This is a genomic window from Variovorax sp. HW608, from assembly GCF_900090195.1.
Lineage (GTDB): Bacteria > Pseudomonadota > Gammaproteobacteria > Burkholderiales > Burkholderiaceae_C > Variovorax.
This window is the reverse complement of record NZ_LT607803.1, coordinates 5681226-5696611: the sequence shown is the minus strand read 5'-3', so window position 1 is coordinate 5696611 and position 15386 is coordinate 5681226. Positions and strand designations below refer to the sequence as shown.

Sequence of the window (15386 nt, the reverse complement as noted above, 5' to 3'; positions counted from 1 at the left end):
CCGCCCCGGAAACTCCAGCCGGGATGCGATCGAGCGACGCGAAAAAAAGCCCCGGCGCCTTGCGACGCCGGGGGCCCTGGCCGTGAGGGTCCGGAAACGCTCCGGACAACGCTTACATGTTGTCGATCATCACCTGTCCGAAACCGGAGCAGCTGACCTGGGTCGCTCCCTCCATCAGGCGCGCGAAATCGTAGGTCACCTTCTTGCTGACGATCGATTTCTCCATGGAACTGATGACGAGGTCGGCGGCCTCCTTCCAGCCCATGTGGCGCAGCATCATTTCGGCCGAGAGGATCTCGGACCCGGGATTCACGTAGTCCTTGCCCGCATACTTGGGCGCCGTCCCATGGGTGGCCTCGAACATGGCGACCGTGTCGCTGAGGTTCGCGCCAGGGGCGATCCCGATGCCGCCGACCTGCGCCGCGAGGGCGTCGGAGATGTAGTCGCCGTTCAGGTTGAGCGTCGCGATGACGCTGTACTCGGCCGGTCGCAGCAGAATCTGTTGCAAGAACGCATCAGCGATCGAATCCTTGACGGTAATTTCTTTGCCGGTTTTCGGGTTCTTGATCCTCATCCACGGGCCGCCGTCGATGAGTTCGGCGCCGAATTCCTTGGCCGCCAGACCGTAGCCCCAATCGCGGAACGAACCCTCCGTGAACTTCATGATGTTGCCCTTGTGGACGAGCGTCACGCTGGGCTTGTCGTTGTCGATGGCGTACTGGATCGCCTTGCGCACCAGGCGCTCGGTGCCTTCGCGCGAAACCGGCTTGATGCCGATGCCCGAGCTGTTCGGAAAGCGGATCTTCTTGACGCCGAACTCGTCCTGGAGAAACTTGATGAGCTTTTTCGCCTTCTCGCTTTCGGCTTCGAATTCGATGCCGGCATAGATGTCTTCGGAGTTCTCGCGGAAGATCACCATATTGGTCTTCTGCGGCTCCTTCACGGGGCTCGGCACGCCCTCAAAGTACTGGATGGGCCGCAGGCAGACGTAGAGATCGAGCTCCTGGCGCAGCGCGACGTTCAGGGAGCGGATCCCGCCGCCGACCGGCGTGGTCAGCGGACCCTTGATGGACACCACGTATTCACGCACCGCCTGCAGCGTCTCGTCGGGCAGCCAGACGTCCGGGCCGTAGACCTGGGTCGACTTCTCGCCCGCGTAGACCTCCATCCAGTGGATCTTCCTCTTGCCGCCGTAAGCCTTCGCCACCGCCGCATCGACCACCTTGAGCATCACGGGCGTGATGTCCAAGCCCGTGCCGTCGCCTTCAATGAACGGAATGATCGGCTGATCCGGCACATTCAGCGAGTTGTCGGCATTCACCGTGATCTTTTGGCCTTCGGCCGGGACTTTGATGTGCTGATAGCTGGGCATGAGGGCAACGGCTCCGGATGAAATGAACACTTGGAAGACACTACGTTTCCAAGCGCCTGAATACCCTTAGAATTTTAGACGCAACCGGAGGGGTCTGAGGATCTGTCAACCACGGCCGTATTGGCTCCGTTGTTGACAGACCTTCTGCTGGCCGGGAGGCGTTTTCAACCATTTCCAATGAGGAATCCGTAATGAACAAAGTTCTCGCAGCAACGATGGCCGGCCTGATCGCAGCCGGTGCCGGCCTGTTCTCGGTCAGTGCATCCGCACAAGGCCCCTCCACCTCGCAGGAAGCCGCTCCGCCGACCAACACCAAGCCGCAGCAGCGCGCCCAGGAGCGCCGCGCCACCAAGCCGCAAGGCGAAGTCCGTCCTCAAGGCGGCGACACGCCCAAGACCGATGAAGGCAGTGGCGGCCTGACGCAGAACAAAGCGACGGAAGCCGGTCAGGCTCGCGCCGACACCCGCAGCGACCGCCGCCGCGACAAGAAGGGCAATGTCCGCAAGATGAACCCGCAAGGCGGCACGCCCCAGTAAGTCGGGGCTCGTCCCTAGCGAAAAAGCGTTCCTTCGGGAACGCTTTTTTTTCGTCCCCCGAATCAACTCGACTGTCAGCTAGCCGACAGCAATTTCGGCCGAATTAGAGGTAAGCTCGCGGCAATTGGCCATGCCCGCGGACGCGGGCATTGTTGTTTGTATCGCCGTTTGAAAGTCGTTCCATGTTTCAGCGTTTATTCGCCCTTCTCCTGTTGTCCACGTCATTGGGTTTTGTGCACGCCCAGGAGCCGCAAAGCAATCTCCCCCGCGTCCGGGTCAAGGCCGGCATGTATCAAATCGATGCACAGGTGGCAAAAACCCCCGAGCAGCGCCAGACCGGACTGATGTTCCGCAAGGAGATGCCGCAGTCCGAGGGCATGATCTTCGTGTTCGAGCAGCCCGCGACCCAGTGCTTCTGGATGAAGAACACCCTGATTCCCCTCACCGCAGCCTTCGTGGCCGAGGATGGCCGCATCGTGAACCTCGCGGACATGAAGCCGATGACCGAGGATTCGCATTGCTCCAAGGAGCCGGTGCGCTTCGTCCTCGAGATGAACCAGGGCTGGTTCGAGCGCAAGAACATCAAGGCGGGCGTGAAGCTCGGCGGCGAGCTGTTCGCGCAGAGCCGCTGACTTCCGAAGGGCAACAAAAAGCCGACCCGAGGGTCGGCTTTTTTGTTGCAGCGACTGCTATCAGGCGAAGTTCTTCTCGACGAAGCCCCAGTTCACGAGCTTGGCGAGGAAGGTCTCGACGAACTTCTGGCGCAGGTTGCGGTAGTCGATGTAGTAGGCATGCTCCCAGACGTCGACGGTCAGCAGCGCCTTGTCGGCGGTGGTGAGCGGCGTACCGGCGGCGCCGGTGTTCACGATGTCGACGGAGCCGTCCGCCTTCTTCACCAGCCAGGTCCAGCCGGAACCGAAGTTGCCGACCGCCGACTTGACGAAGGCTTCCTTGAAGGCCGCGTAGTTGCCCCACTTGGCGTCGATCGCCTTGGCCAGCGCGCCGCTCGGCTCGCCGCCGCCCGCGGGCTTCATGCAGCTCCAGAAGAAGGTGTGGTTCCAGATCTGGGCCGCGTTGTTGTAGATGCCGCCGCTGGACTTCTTGACGATGTCCTCGAGCGTCATGTTCTCGAACTCCGTGCCCTTCTGCAGGTTGTTCAGATTCACGACGTAGGCGTTGTGGTGCTTCCCGTAGTGGTACTCGAGAGTCTCCTTGGAGTACTCAGGTGCCAGCGCGTCCATCGGGTATGGCAGGGGAGGAAGAACGTGTTCCATGCTTTTTCTCTCTCGGGTTGGTTGTGGGATGGCTGATTCTAGAAAGGAAATCACGGCCCTGACGTCGGACGCATTCCCTTGGGCTGCGTTTGCAGGACCTTCAGATCGGCGCGGCCGTCGGCCAGATGCGCCTGCACCTGGTCGCCGACGGCAAGTCGATCGACGCTGGTGACAGCATGCCCTTGCACGTCCGTGATGAGCGCATAGCCCCGCTGGAGCACGAGCTCCGGATCCAGCAGCTTCAATCGCAGCGATGCACGGTTCAGCAGTTCCTGATGACGGTCGAGCGTCATTCGAAGCCGGGACGGCAAGCCGGCCTGCAGCACCTGCTGAGCATGGGCGAGCCGCGCCGTCTTCGCCTGCAAGGCGAAGTGCATGCGCTGGGCATGGTGCGCGAGACGCAGACGCTGGCGCCCCACCAGTTCCGAGGGACGGCCGAGCCGCCCGGCCGCAAGATCCAGCCGTTGGCTCGACGCATCGAGCCTCGCGAGGATCGCGCCGCGCAAGCGCTCTTCGATCAGCGCCAGCGCACCGAGCCAGAGATCGCGCGGCGCCGCCACGAGCTCCGCGGCGGCGGTCGGCGTCGGCGCGCGAACGTCGGCGCAGAAATCGGCGATCGTGAAGTCGGTCTCATGGCCGACACCGCTGATGAGGGGCACCGGGCTGCGGACGATCGTCCGCGCCAGTGCCTCGTCGTTGAACGCCCAGAGATCCTCGATCGACCCGCCGCCACGCACCAGCAGGATGACGTCGACCTGCGGCTCGAGAGCGTAGAGCGCCTCCAGCGAACGCACGAGCTCCGCCGGCGCACCCGCCCCCTGCACCGCCGCCGGCACCAGCACCACCGGAATGTGCGGCACGCGCCGGCGCAGCGCCGTCACCACGTCGTGCAGCGCGGCGGCACCGAGCGAGGTCACGAGTCCGATGGACCGCGGCATCGCCGGCAGCGGACGCTTTCGCGCCGTGTCGAAGAGCCCTTCTGCCTCCAGCTTGGCCTTGCGCTGGAGGAACTGCTCGAACAGCGCACCCTGCCCCGCCCGACGCAGGCTCTCGACGATCAGTTGAAGATCGCCACGCGGCTCGTAGAGCCCGAGCCGGCCGCGCACTTCGACCTGGTCGCCGTCGCGCGGTGCGAAGTCCAGCAGGCCCGCCGCGCGGCGGAACATGGCGCAGCGCAGCTGCCCGTTCTGATCCTTCAGCGAGAAGTAGCAGTGGCCGCTCGAGGCCCTCGAAAAGCCCGAGATCTCGCCTTTGACGGCGACCGGATTGAAGCGCGCCTCGAGCGCATCCGCAATGGCTCGACACAGGGCGCCCACGGCCCAGACCCGCACGCCGCCCGCAGGTGTTTGCTCACGTTCATTCATGCCGCATCGCTGTGACAGGGTGCGAATCTTCCACAAGCGTCCGTGCGGCCCCATGGCGCGGCGCCGCATACGCAACACAGGCACATGTTCTCGTACAAGCCATTGATTTCATTAAGGAAAGTGCTGCTCAAATATCGCTCGATCCAGCGCCGCGCCCATCCGGCGCGGCTCCGGCCAAGTTGCCCTGCGTGTTAATCACAAAGTTATCCACAGTTTCTGTGCGTCGACGCCTACACGCGAAGGACACCGAAACATGCGCCGGCTCGGTAGATAATCGCCGCGCATTTGCAGTCGATGGGCCGGAGGAATATTTGTTTTCCATCATAGTTGCTGCGGGCTGGCCGATCTGGCCGCTGCTCGCTTGTTCGATCATTGGCCTGGCGCTTGTCATCGAGCGGTTTACCAGCCTGAAGACCTCGAAAGTCTTGCCACCCAAATTGCTCGATGAGGCCATCGCAGTCTCGCGCAATTCCGTTCCGGCCCCGGATGTCGTGACGAAGCTGGAACACAATTCCAGCCTCGGCGAAGTCCTTGCGGCCGGCTTTCGTGCACTGAACTCCAACCCCGCCTCGAGCGAGGACGATCTGCGCGTCTCGATGGAGGCCGCCGGCCGCATGGTGGCACATCGGCTCGAACGCTATCTGCCGGCGCTCGCAACGATCGCATCCGCCGCGCCGCTCCTGGGCCTGCTCGGCACCGTGATCGGAATGATCGAGATCTTCGGCTCGCAGTCCCCGGCCAGCGGCGCGGTCGGCTCCGGCAACCCCGCCCAGCTCGCGCACGGCATTTCGATCGCGCTCTACAACACGGCCTTCGGACTGATCATCGCGATCCCGACGCTCATCTTCTGGCGCTATTTCCGCAGCCGGGTCGATGAGTACCTGCTGAACCTCGAGCTCGCGGGCGAGCGCTTCGCTCGTCACCTGAACACGCTGCGCCGATGAGGATGCACTTCCGCCACGGCTCGCGCGAGGAGCCCGAGATCAACCTGATCCCGTTCATCGACGTCCTGCTCGTCGTGTTGATCTTCCTCATGCTGTCGACCACCTACAGCAAGTTCACCGAAATGCAGCTGCGGCTGCCGGTGGCCGATGCCGAGGCGCAGCGCGACTACCCCAAGGAAGTGATCGTCGCCGTGTCGGCCGATGGGCGCTACTCGGTCAACAAGACGCCCCTGCCCGAGCGCAGCGTCGAGGCGGTCACCGCCGCCCTCGCCGCCGCGGCCAGCGGCGCGAAGGACAACGTGGTCATCATCAGCGCCGACGCCAGCGCGGCGCATCAATCCGTGATCACCGTCATGGAGGCCGCGCGGCGCGCGGGCCTCATGCAGATCACCTTCGCCACGCAGTCGGCCGCCCAGGCGGGACGATAGCCTTGGCTTCGTTGCAGCAGGCCTGGCTGCGACGCGGCGCGGCGGCGTGGCTGCTGTGGCCCCTGTCCCTCCTCTACGGCGGGCTCACGGCCTTCCGGCGCACCCTTTTCCGACTCGGCATCCTGCGAACGGAGCGCCTTGGGGTGCCGGTCGTGGTGGTCGGCAACGTCATCGCCGGCGGATCGGGAAAGACACCGGTCGTCATGGCCATCGTGCGCCGTCTGCAGTCGCAGGGCATCCGGGTGGGCGTGGTGTCGCGCGGCTATGGCCGATCGTCGACCGGTTGCCGTGAAGTACTGGACGACAGCGCAGCCGCCGACGCCGGCGACGAGCCCTTGCTGATACGACGTTCGACCGCCGCCCCCGTGTTCGTCGCGAAGCGGCGCGTCGAGGCCGGACGCGCCCTTCGCGCGCGTCATCCCGACACGCAGGTCATCGTCAGCGATGACGGCCTGCAACACCTTGCGATGGCGCGCGATGTCGAGATCTGCGTCTTCGATGACCGCGGCATCGGCAACGCCTGGCTGCTTCCCGCGGGACCGCTGCGCGAGAAGTGGCCGCGCCCTTGCGATCTCGTTCTGCATACCGGCCGGCATCCGGCTTTCGCGGGCTTCACGGCCGCGCGGTCGCTCGCGGACTACGCGCTCAGGAGCGACGGCACCCGGGTGCCGCTGACCGAACTCGCCGACCAGCGGCTCGCAGCCGTCGCCGCGATCGCCAAGCCCGAGGCCTTCTTCGACATGCTGGGACAGCGCGCGCTGCGCCTCGAGCGGCGCATCGCGCTGCCGGACCATCACGATTTCGAGGACTGGACGCCCTCGGCAACGCAGGGCTGCACGGTGCTGTGCACCGAAAAGGACGCCGTGAAACTGTGGCGCAAGGCGCCCGATGCGCTCGCGGTGCCGCTGCTGTTCGAGCCCGAGGCCGCCTTCTTCTCGGCGCTCGACGCAAAGCTATCATCGGCCGATGGACACCAAGCTGCTTGAACTGCTCGTCTGCCCCGTGACCAAGGGCCCGCTCACCTGGAACCCCGAAAAGCAGGAACTCGTCTCGCGCAGCGCACGTCTGGCCTACCCGGTGCGCGACGGCATTCCGGTGCTGCTCGAAAACGAGGCGCGCCCCCTGACCGACGAAGAACTGGGCCTTTGATCTTGAGCACGAAGTTCGTCGTCCTGATCCCCGCCAGGCTCGCCTCGACCCGGCTGCCGGACAAGCCGTTGGCCGACATCGCCGGTCTGCCCATGGTGGTGCGCGTGGCGCAGCGCGCACGGGAATCGGCTGCCGAGCGCGTCGTGGTGGCAGGTGATGACGCCCGAATCATCGAGGCCTGCGAAGCGCACGGCGTCGAAGCGCTGCTCACGCGCAAGGACCACGCCAGCGGCAGCGATCGCCTGTCGGAAGCCTGCACCCGGCTTGGCCTTGCGGACGATGCGATCGTGGTCAACGTCCAGGGCGACGAGCCCCTGATCGAGGCCTCGCTCATCGACGCCGTGGCCCGGACGCTGTCGGAGCACCCCGGCGCGGCAATGAGCACCGCGGCGCATGCCATCGATTCGCCGGAGGAATTCGCCAATCCCAACGTCGTCAAGACCGTCCTGGACGCGAGCGGCTACGCGCTCTACTTCAGCCGCGCGCCGATCCCATGGTGGCGCGACGGCTTCGCCGATGGCGGGCCGAAGAAGCTGCCGCCCTCGCCGCCGGCATTGCGGCACATCGGGATCTACGGCTACCGGGCCGGTTTCGTGCGGCAGTTTCCGACCCTTCCCGCGGCGCCGGTCGAAGGCACGGAGGCGCTCGAACAACTGCGCGCGCTCTGGCACGGCCACCGCATCGCGGTGCACGTCAGCGAGCATGCGCCCGGCCCCGGCATCGACACGCCGGACGATCTCGCGCGCGTGCGGGCCCTCTTCGCTGCGGGTTAGGGCCTGATCACGCTATTCCGGGGATCGCGGAATAGCGTGATCAGGCCTTAACCGCCGGCCCCGCCGGGGGGCCATGCTATCCTCGAAGGAACTCCGCCATTGACGCCACTCGTGATCAGCACGGCGCGACAGAAATCCAAGAAAACCTTCCGAGGACACCATGAGACTGATATTGTTGGGCGCGCCCGGGGCGGGCAAAGGCACACAGGCGGCCTTCATCTGCCAGAAGTACGGCATCCCCCAGATCTCCACCGGCGACATGCTTCGCGCGGCCGTCAAGGCCGGCACGGCGCTGGGCAAGCAGGCTGAAGCCGTGATGGCCTCCGGTGCGCTGGTCAGCGACGACCTGATCATCAACCTCGTCAGGGAACGCATCGCACAGCCCGATTGCGCGCAGGGCTTCCTGTTCGATGGCTTTCCGCGGACCATCCCGCAGGCCGAGGCGATGCGGGCCGCTGGCGTGAAGCTCGACTACGTTCTCGAGATCGACGTCCCCTTCTCCGACATCATCGAACGCATGAGCGGCCGCCGCTCGCATCCGGCATCGGGCCGCACCTACCACGTGAAGTTCAACCCGCCGAAGGTCGACGGCAAGGACGACGTGACCGGTGAGACCCTGATCCAGCGCGAGGACGACAAGGAAGAAACGGTCCGCAAGCGCCTCGACGTCTACAGCCAGCAGACCCGCCCGCTGGTCGACTACTACTCCCAGTGGGCCAAGGTCGAGCCCGCCGCGGCGCCGAAGTACCGCTCCATCAGCGGCGTGGGCAGCGTCGACGACATCACCCAGCGTGCCCTGACCGCCCTTGGCAGTTGATCGGGCCGGGCTGCGGCGCAGCCCGCGGCCGAACTAGACTAGCCCCCCTCGATCCGGCCGGACGCGCTTGCAGCCAGGAGTTCGAGCGCCAGGGCGATCCGCGCCTTGACCGGTGTGAGTGCGCCTGCATCTCGCAGCGACTCGTCCGGCTTCGCCAGGATGCGTCCCTGCATGCAACGGGTCGCGCGCACCACGGCAATTCCTTCGGCCTGCGCGCGCAGCGCCGCGGCCTCCAACGCGTGGTGCAAGGTGCCGTTGCCCGTCGCTGCGAGCACAAGGCCCTGGACGGCATCGGCGCTGCCTCGCTTGCGCTCGGCGATCAATGCATCGACGATCGCGCCGCGCGCTTCGGCGTGGCTCACCACGATCTCGACGCGCGGCAATGACACGGCACCTGCAACGCGGTCGAATACCTGGGTTGCAGCATGCGGCGCGGGCCAGTTGCGCAGCACCCGAAGCGCACCCTCTTCCACGTACGCCAACGGACCCCCATCGCCCGAGTCGAAGGCGTCGACGCGGTAGGTGTGAACCTTCTGGACATCGAACGCGCTGTGGACGGTGCCCGCACAGACCGCGACGACGCCTCGCACGCCCGCTGTCGCAGCGACCACGATCGCATCGCGCACGTTCTGCGGCCCATCGGGCGCCAGCGCAGTCGCCGGACGCATCGCGCAGGTAAGCACCACCGGCTTGGAAGGCGCGAGGACCGATTGGAGAAAAAAGGCCGTCTCCTCCAGCGTGTCGGTCCCGTGGGTGATGACGACGCCCGCCACATCCGCCTTCGCGAGCCAGTGGGCGCATCTTTGCGCCAGCGTCTGCCAGATCGCGAAGCTCATGTCCTTGCTGTCGACCTGCGCGACCTGCTCGGCCAGCAGCGCAATGCCCTCGGGCGCATCGATGCCTCCCAAAAGCTCCGAGACGCCGACCTCACCCGCGGTGTAGCCGATGTTGTCGCCTGCACGGCCGGCGCGTCCCGCAATCGTGCCGCCCGTGCCCAGAACGACGACCCGGCGCGTGCCGCCTTGAATGTTTTCGCCCATTGCTTGCCAATCCCAGGGAAACTGGTTAAAAATACAGGTACTGGATATGCAGCCAGTCCCTTTCAGGAGCCATCATGCAGTTCGCCGTCAAGCTTACCGCCCGTCAGCAGCAGATTCTGGACTTGATTCAAAGCGCCATCGCGCGCACCGGCGCCCCGCCGACGCGCGCCGAAATCGCGGCCGAGCTGGGCTTCAAGTCGGCCAATGCGGCTGAAGAGCACCTGCAAGCCCTGGCCCGCAAGGGCGTGATCGAGCTGGTGAGCGGCACTTCGCGCGGCATCCGGCTCAAGGGCGAGGCCCTGCGCGCGCTCAACGAATCGCGCAACAACCAGTATTCGCTGTCCCTGCCCGGCATGGCCCAACTCGCCCTGCCGCTGATCGGGCGTGTCGCCGCCGGCTCGCCCATCCTGGCGCAGGAGCACATCGACCAGACCTACTACGTCGAGAACACGCTCTTCCAGCGTCAGCCCGACTACCTCCTCAAGGTGCGCGGCATGTCGATGCGCGACGCCGGCATCATGGACGGCGACCTTCTCGCGGTGCAGGCCACCAAAGAGGCGCGCAACGGCCAGATCGTGGTTGCCCGCCTCGGCGACGAGGTCACCGTCAAGCGTCTCAAGCGCAACAAGCAAGTCATCGAGCTGCACGCAGAAAATCCCGACTACCCGACGATCGTTGTCCAGCCCGGCGAACCCTTCGAGATCGAAGGCCTTGCGGTCGGCCTGATCCGCAACACGATGTTGATGTAGCCCTCCATGCAGGCGAACGCGACGAAAGCGCATTCGCCTCATCACCGGCCGCGACAGGTGGCGGGCGTATGGCATTGGCCATCACCCTGTCGGGGCAATGAAAGCAATCCTGCCTGTGTTCAACCTCTACCTATCGGAGTTCACATGGGAATCGCTCTTCTCAGCATCGTCGACCTGTTCACGCCCCTGCAGTCGCTGGCCGATCGCTGGATGCCGGCACGGCGCTCGCGTCACATCAATTCATCAGGGCTGCGCTATGTCGGCGTTCGGCCGAGTTGCGCGTCGCGGCAGAGCCCGGCAGGCCGGGATGCGTCCGCCAGCATGCGTCCGCTGCGAGTGGTCCGCACGGTCGATGCACAGCAGCCCAACCGGCACCCGGGCCGCGTGGTGATCTCCGGTCGCATGGCGGATGTCTGCGCAGAGCTCGATCGCCTGGTCGCACTGGAAGCCGCGGACACGGCCCGCCACTACGCTCGCATGCATTGATTCCCCCCACCCGGCGTTGCGTGCATTGCCCGACGCCGGGCAACGCACCGACACAGCCTGCGAGTCGTGCAAGGCACAATGCAAACCATGAACATTGTGATCCTCGACGACTACCAGGACGCGGTACGCAAGCTGCAGTGCGCCTCCAAGCTCGACGCCTATGCGGCCAAGGTCTACACGAACACGGTCAAGGGTATCGGTCAGCTCTCGGTTCGCCTCAAGGATGCCGAGGTGATCGTGCTGATCCGCGAGCGCACCCACATCTCGCGGCAGTTGATCGAGAAGCTGCCCAAGCTGAGGCTCATCTCCCAGACCGGCCGCGTCGGCAGCCACATCGACGTGAACGCCTGTTCCGAGCTCGGCATTGCGGTGGCCGAAGGCACCGGATCCCCGCAAGCGCCGGCTGAACTCACATGGGCGCTGATCATGGCGGCGATGCGTCGCCTGCCCCAGTACATCAGCAACCTGAAGCACGGCGCCTGGCAGCAGTCGGGGCTCAAGTCGGGCTCCATGCCGCCGAATTTCGGACTGGGCTCGGTGCTCAAGGGCAAGACGCTTTGCGTCTGGGGCTACGGACGGATCGGTCAGCTCGTCGCGCGCTACGGCCAGGCCTTCGGCATGCAGGTGGTCATCTGGGGGCGCGAGCAGAGTCTGGCCAAGGCACGGTCCGACGGCTTTCAGGTGGCGCCGAATCGCGAAACCTTCTTCGCCGCGGCGGATGTGCTGTCGCTCCATCTCCGACTCACGGAGGAAACCCGTGGCCTCGTGACGCTCGAGGACCTGTCCCGCATGAAGCCGACCTCCCTGTTCGTGAACACCTCGCGTGCCGAACTGGTGGAGCAGGACGCGCTCCTTGCGGCGCTCAATCGCGGCCGGCCGGGCCTGGCGGCGGTCGACGTCTTCGAGAGCGAACCGCCGCTGCAGGGCCACGCCCTGCTCCGGCTCGAGAATTGCATCTGCACGCCCCACATCGGCTATGTCGAGCAGGAGAGCTACGAGATGTACTTCGGGCAGGCCTTCGACAATGTGGTGAGCTTCATCAAGGGCAACCCGACCAACATCGTCAACCCCGGCGCGCTGCAGGTCCGCCGTTGAAGCGGCCTGTCCTGCCGGCCGCCTTGTGGGCCCTGCTGGCGGGCAACTTCGTGATCGGCACGGGTGTCATGGTGGTGCCCGGCACGCTCAACGAGCTCAGTTCTTCGCTCCAGGTCAGCGCGGCGACTGCCGGCCAGTTGATCACGGCGGCGGCGGCCGTGATGTGCGTCGGCGCCCCGTTGCTTGCCGCGGTGGTCGCCGGTTGGGACCGGCGCGTACTGCTCGCCTGCACGATGCTCTGGTATGCCTGCGGCCATCTGCTCGCGACCTTGATGCCCACCTTCGGCGCGCTGCTGCCGGTCCGCATGTTGACGGTGATCGCTCCGGCGATCTTCACGGCGCAGGCCGCCGCCTGCGCGGGACTGCTGGCGCCGCCCGAGCAACGCGGGCGTGCAGTGACCTTCGTCTTCCTGGGCTGGTCCATGGCTTCGGTGCTGGGGCTGCCTCTCGGCGCCCTGATCGGAGGCCACCTCGGCTGGCGAGCGGCCTTCGCCACCATCGCGCTGCTGTCGTTGGCGAGCGCGACCTGGATCTGGGTGAAGCTGCCGTCCGGCATCCGTCCCGCCGCGTTGTCGCGCGATGCCTGGGCGCGGGTCTTCAAGAGTCCGCTTCTCATGGGCGTGGTCTGCGTGACCGCGCTGCAGGGCTCCGGCCAGTTCGTGCTGTTCAGCTACTTCGCACCGATTCTGAAGCAGCGACTCGGCGCCGACGCCACCCAGCTCGGGCTGGTCTGGGCATGGTTCGGCGCCTGCGGCGTGGTGGGCAACATGCTGGTCAGCCGCCACGTCGATCGATTCGGCACATCGCGCATGGTCCTGCTGACCACGGCCTTGATCGCGCTGAGCCTGCTTCTGTGGCCCCTGGGTGTCAGCCTGGCCTGGCTGATGGTCCTGCTCACGCCATGGGGCCTCGGCTGCTTCGCGACCAATTCGGCGCAGCAGGCGCGGCTGGTGTCGCTCTCGCCCGCGCTCGCCGCGGGGTCGGTGGCGCTCAACAGCTCCGGGATCTACATCGGCCAGGCCATCGGCGCCGGTGCGGGCGGCTGGCTGCTTGCCCATGGCGCGATCGGCTGGATGAACTGGGTCGCCTTCGTGACGGTGCTTGCCGCCATCGCACTGAGCGTCTCGGTCGACAGGGCGCGAGCGCGCGCCCCGGCCATCAGCGCTTGACGGACTTGCTCTTCGGCGCGATCTCGGCTTCGGTGGCCGGATCGAACAGTTCGAAGTCGATGACGTGCGGATCACCCGACGGGGCCGGCGGCTTCGGGGGCTCGATCGGCGTCGGCATGGTTTCGTAGGCCGTCTTGTCGAACTCGGCGAGGTCCAGCTCGGGTGGGGGCACGACCCGCGGCGGCGTGTCCCGCTCCTCGTGGTGCGCGGGCGGGATCGGCATGTCCGGGGCCATCACGGTGTCGTGATGGAGCCTGTCGTCGATCGAGCCGTAGATCGACGGCGGCAAGGTCGGCCCGTCCGGCATGACCGGCGGCACCGTATCGGGCCAGAGCGACGCGGTGGCGGTCGCCGAGTGCGTGTCGGTGAACGGCGCCGGCGCGACCGCGGCGGGCGGCGCCGTGTCGGGCTCGATCACTTCCTTGGCAAGGCCGTACAGCAGAAGCAGCTCCTGGTACGCCGCGAGATCAAAGGCGTCGTCCTCGTGGACGCCGGGCTTGCGGAAGATCAGCTCCTCGATCAGCGCCAGCGTGCTCGGCGCTGGCCATTGCGACTCGATGCGCGCGAGCGCGCTGGGGTAGCGCTCGAGGCCCTTGCCAGCGTCGGTGTACTTGTCGAACGGCGGCACGTCCGCGTTGAAGGCGCGTTCGAATTCCTCGGCGAGCCGCGCATAGTCTTCGCGACGATCGAGCGAATGGTAGATGCGCAGCAGGTCCAGATACGCCAGCGCACTCGTCCCCGGATTGGCCGCGATGTGTTCGCGCAGCACGTCGATCGCCTGGTCTTGCTGGCCGAGCGAGAGAAAGAAGTCCGACTGCTGCTGCACGTCGAACAGTTCCTCGGTGTTGACCGGCCGAACCGCCGCGGCTTCGATCGCCCGCGCAGGCGGCGGCGCCCCGACGTTGCCATCGTCGTCGGGCTCCAGAGGCGCGAAGGGCGTGGCGCCGAAGGTCGTCCTGCCGAGCGTGCGCTTCTTGGGCGGTTCGTCCTCGGCGTCGGTGTCCGATTCGTCGTCATCGAGCAGGCCGCCATCGCGACGCAGCCGCTTGGCCCCGTCCCCGCCCTCGGGCTGCAGCACCGACTCGCGCCACCACGCGGTAGCCGCGGCACGGCGACTCGCGCGCCACATCAGGAGCAAGGCGATCAAGGCCAGCAGCAGGCCCGCGATCAGCGCATAGACCAGCGGGTTGCGGAACTGGCTTTCGCGCGCCTGTGCGAGTTCGCTGCGCAATTCGAGGAGCGCGCGCTGGTTCTGCGCGGTCTGTTCGCGCAGCGCGGCCAGCGTGGTTTCCAATTCCTTGCTGCGCTGGTTCTCGCGCTGCGCCTGCTCCGCGGTGGGATTCATCGCGCCCCACAGCGCAGCCGCTGCCGCACGGCGCGCGGGATTCTCGGCGGGCGGAGGCTCGATCTGTGTGGTGCTCTTCAGCCCGGTGTCCCTGGCCGGTTCAGGCTCGAGCGCTTCGACCTGAAGCCGGGGCCCTGCAGCAACGGCTTCGGCCTTCGGTGGTGTCGCCGCCGCTGGCGGCGCGGCCGGCACTGCGCGCGGAACCACCGGCGCGGCCCGGCGCGGCGCCGGCGCAACGGGGGCACTTGCCTGCGGTGCGGCCTGCGCGGCGCTTTCGTGTTCCGCTGAAGAACGGGCCGCGACGCGACGGGCGGTCGAGCTTCCCGAACCGTCGGGGCTCGCAGCACCACCACCGCCACCCGCAGTGCGTGAGGCCGGGCGCGCAGTCGGCCTCGCCACCGGCGCCGCATCGGCCGACGGACGCGCACCCGCCATGGCAACGCCCGGCGGCGTGACATCGGAAGGCACGTCGGCCAACAGCACGTAGCTGCGTGTCGACCTCATGTCGCAGCCCGCGCGAACCGTGACGGTGACGACGGGCTCGTCGACCGGCACGGTCGTTCGCACGTGAATGCTGGAGTTGCCAGGGCTGTTGCCGGACTCGAGGGACACGGTCACCCGGCGTTCGAGCATGGGTGCATCGCCCTGCAAAACCTCGGCGCCGAGGCACAGTGATCCGCCGGCCTCCGCCGCATCGAGCGCAAGCGGAATCACCACGTCGATCGGCTTGCCGATCCAGACGGCACCTTGCGGCCGCCCGATCGTCAAGGCGGGTGATTCGAGGGCGACTCCGAGGAGGAGCAGGCCTGCCGCAAAGCGTGGGAGTTGCAAAATGGAATGCAAAA

At 66.4% G+C, this 15386-nt stretch carries 17 protein-coding genes; 12 read left to right on the top strand and 5 right to left on the bottom strand.

What is annotated here, in order from left to right:
• Positions 1 to 112: 112 nt before the first annotated feature.
• Positions 113 to 1372, bottom strand: coding sequence for an NADP-dependent isocitrate dehydrogenase (gene icd, locus VAR608DRAFT_RS26950; protein ID WP_088956862.1), 1260 nt, complete (start codon positions 1370 to 1372; stop codon positions 113 to 115).
• Positions 1373 to 1563: 191 nt separating this feature from the next.
• On the opposite strand from icd, the gene VAR608DRAFT_RS26945 reads away from it, so the two are divergent.
• Complete coding sequence (locus VAR608DRAFT_RS26945; RefSeq protein WP_088956861.1) at positions 1564 to 1908, top strand: cell envelope biogenesis protein TolA; 345 nt, start codon at positions 1564 to 1566, stop codon at positions 1906 to 1908.
• Between the two features lie 182 nt (positions 1909 to 2090).
• Entirely contained in the window at positions 2091 to 2540 is a 450-nt protein-coding gene (locus tag VAR608DRAFT_RS26940) for a DUF192 domain-containing protein (protein WP_088956860.1), read from the top strand.
• Between the two features lie 60 nt (positions 2541 to 2600).
• On the opposite strand, the gene VAR608DRAFT_RS26935 is transcribed toward VAR608DRAFT_RS26940, so the two are convergent.
• Both VAR608DRAFT_RS26935 and xseA read right to left on the bottom strand, forming a co-directional pair.
• Complete coding sequence (locus tag VAR608DRAFT_RS26935) at positions 2601 to 3182, bottom strand: superoxide dismutase (RefSeq protein ID WP_088956859.1); 582 nt, start codon at positions 3180 to 3182, stop codon at positions 2601 to 2603.
• 50 nt (positions 3183 to 3232) lie between these two features.
• The gene (gene xseA, locus VAR608DRAFT_RS26930; protein ID WP_088956858.1) at positions 3233 to 4546 is read right to left on the bottom strand and encodes an exodeoxyribonuclease VII large subunit; all 1314 of its coding nucleotides are present in this window, start codon (positions 4544 to 4546) and stop codon (positions 3233 to 3235) included.
• A gap of 311 nt (positions 4547 to 4857) precedes the next feature.
• Between xseA and VAR608DRAFT_RS26925 the strand changes: the two genes are divergently transcribed.
• The 6 genes from VAR608DRAFT_RS26925 to adk all read left to right on the top strand — a co-directional run bounded on the left by VAR608DRAFT_RS26925 (position 4858) and on the right by adk (position 8657).
• On the top strand, positions 4858 to 5490 hold the full coding sequence (locus VAR608DRAFT_RS26925) for a MotA/TolQ/ExbB proton channel family protein (RefSeq protein WP_088956857.1): 633 nt from the start codon (positions 4858 to 4860) through the stop codon (positions 5488 to 5490).
• A gap of 2 nt (positions 5491 to 5492) precedes the next feature.
• Complete coding sequence (locus VAR608DRAFT_RS26920; protein ID WP_088956856.1) at positions 5493 to 5918, top strand: ExbD/TolR family protein; 426 nt, start codon at positions 5493 to 5495, stop codon at positions 5916 to 5918.
• Positions 5915 to 6904 carry a tetraacyldisaccharide 4'-kinase gene (lpxK, locus tag VAR608DRAFT_RS26915; protein ID WP_088956855.1) on the top strand — a complete coding sequence of 330 codons (990 nt, stop codon included), beginning with the start codon at positions 5915 to 5917 and terminating at the stop codon, positions 6902 to 6904. Before VAR608DRAFT_RS26920 ends, lpxK begins: the two co-directional genes overlap by 4 nt.
• Positions 6885 to 7067, top strand: a complete 183-nt coding sequence (locus tag VAR608DRAFT_RS26910; RefSeq protein ID WP_088956854.1) for a Trm112 family protein — start codon at positions 6885 to 6887, stop codon at positions 7065 to 7067. The genes lpxK and VAR608DRAFT_RS26910 overlap by 20 nt, the downstream gene beginning before the upstream one ends.
• On the top strand, positions 7064 to 7840 hold the full coding sequence (kdsB, locus tag VAR608DRAFT_RS26905) for a 3-deoxy-manno-octulosonate cytidylyltransferase (protein WP_088956853.1): 777 nt from the start codon (positions 7064 to 7066) through the stop codon (positions 7838 to 7840). The genes VAR608DRAFT_RS26910 and kdsB overlap by 4 nt, the downstream gene beginning before the upstream one ends.
• A 160-nt stretch (positions 7841 to 8000) precedes the next feature.
• On the top strand, positions 8001 to 8657 hold the full coding sequence (gene adk / locus VAR608DRAFT_RS26900; protein ID WP_088956852.1) for an adenylate kinase: 657 nt from the start codon (positions 8001 to 8003) through the stop codon (positions 8655 to 8657).
• Between the two features lie 38 nt (positions 8658 to 8695).
• On the opposite strand, the gene VAR608DRAFT_RS26895 is transcribed toward adk, so the two are convergent.
• The gene (locus VAR608DRAFT_RS26895; protein WP_088956851.1) at positions 8696 to 9697 is read right to left on the bottom strand and encodes an asparaginase; all 1002 of its coding nucleotides are present in this window, start codon (positions 9695 to 9697) and stop codon (positions 8696 to 8698) included.
• Positions 9698 to 9771: 74 nt separating this feature from the next.
• Here VAR608DRAFT_RS26895 and lexA point away from each other — a divergent pair, with 74 nt between their 5' ends.
• The 4 genes from lexA to VAR608DRAFT_RS26875 all read left to right on the top strand — a co-directional run bounded on the left by lexA (position 9772) and on the right by VAR608DRAFT_RS26875 (position 13196).
• Positions 9772 to 10446 carry a transcriptional repressor LexA gene (gene lexA / locus VAR608DRAFT_RS26890; RefSeq protein WP_088956850.1) on the top strand — a complete coding sequence of 225 codons (675 nt, stop codon included), beginning with the start codon at positions 9772 to 9774 and terminating at the stop codon, positions 10444 to 10446.
• A 144-nt stretch (positions 10447 to 10590) separates the two neighbouring features.
• On the top strand, positions 10591 to 10932 hold the full coding sequence (locus VAR608DRAFT_RS26885) for a hypothetical protein (RefSeq protein WP_088956849.1): 342 nt from the start codon (positions 10591 to 10593) through the stop codon (positions 10930 to 10932).
• 87 nt (positions 10933 to 11019) lie between these two features.
• Entirely contained in the window at positions 11020 to 12027 is a 1008-nt protein-coding gene (locus VAR608DRAFT_RS26880) for a D-2-hydroxyacid dehydrogenase family protein (RefSeq protein ID WP_088956848.1), read from the top strand.
• Positions 12024 to 13196, top strand: a complete 1173-nt coding sequence (locus VAR608DRAFT_RS26875; RefSeq protein ID WP_088956847.1) for an MFS transporter — start codon at positions 12024 to 12026, stop codon at positions 13194 to 13196. The genes VAR608DRAFT_RS26880 and VAR608DRAFT_RS26875 overlap by 4 nt, the downstream gene beginning before the upstream one ends.
• On the opposite strand, the gene VAR608DRAFT_RS26870 is transcribed toward VAR608DRAFT_RS26875, so the two are convergent.
• Positions 13186 to 15309 (bottom strand): type IV pilus assembly protein FimV, encoded by a 2124-nt coding sequence (locus VAR608DRAFT_RS26870; protein ID WP_088956846.1) that lies wholly within the window; start codon positions 15307 to 15309, stop codon positions 13186 to 13188. The two genes, VAR608DRAFT_RS26875 and VAR608DRAFT_RS26870, sit on opposite strands and share 11 nt — an antisense overlap.
• Positions 15310 to 15386: the final 77 nt, after the last annotated feature.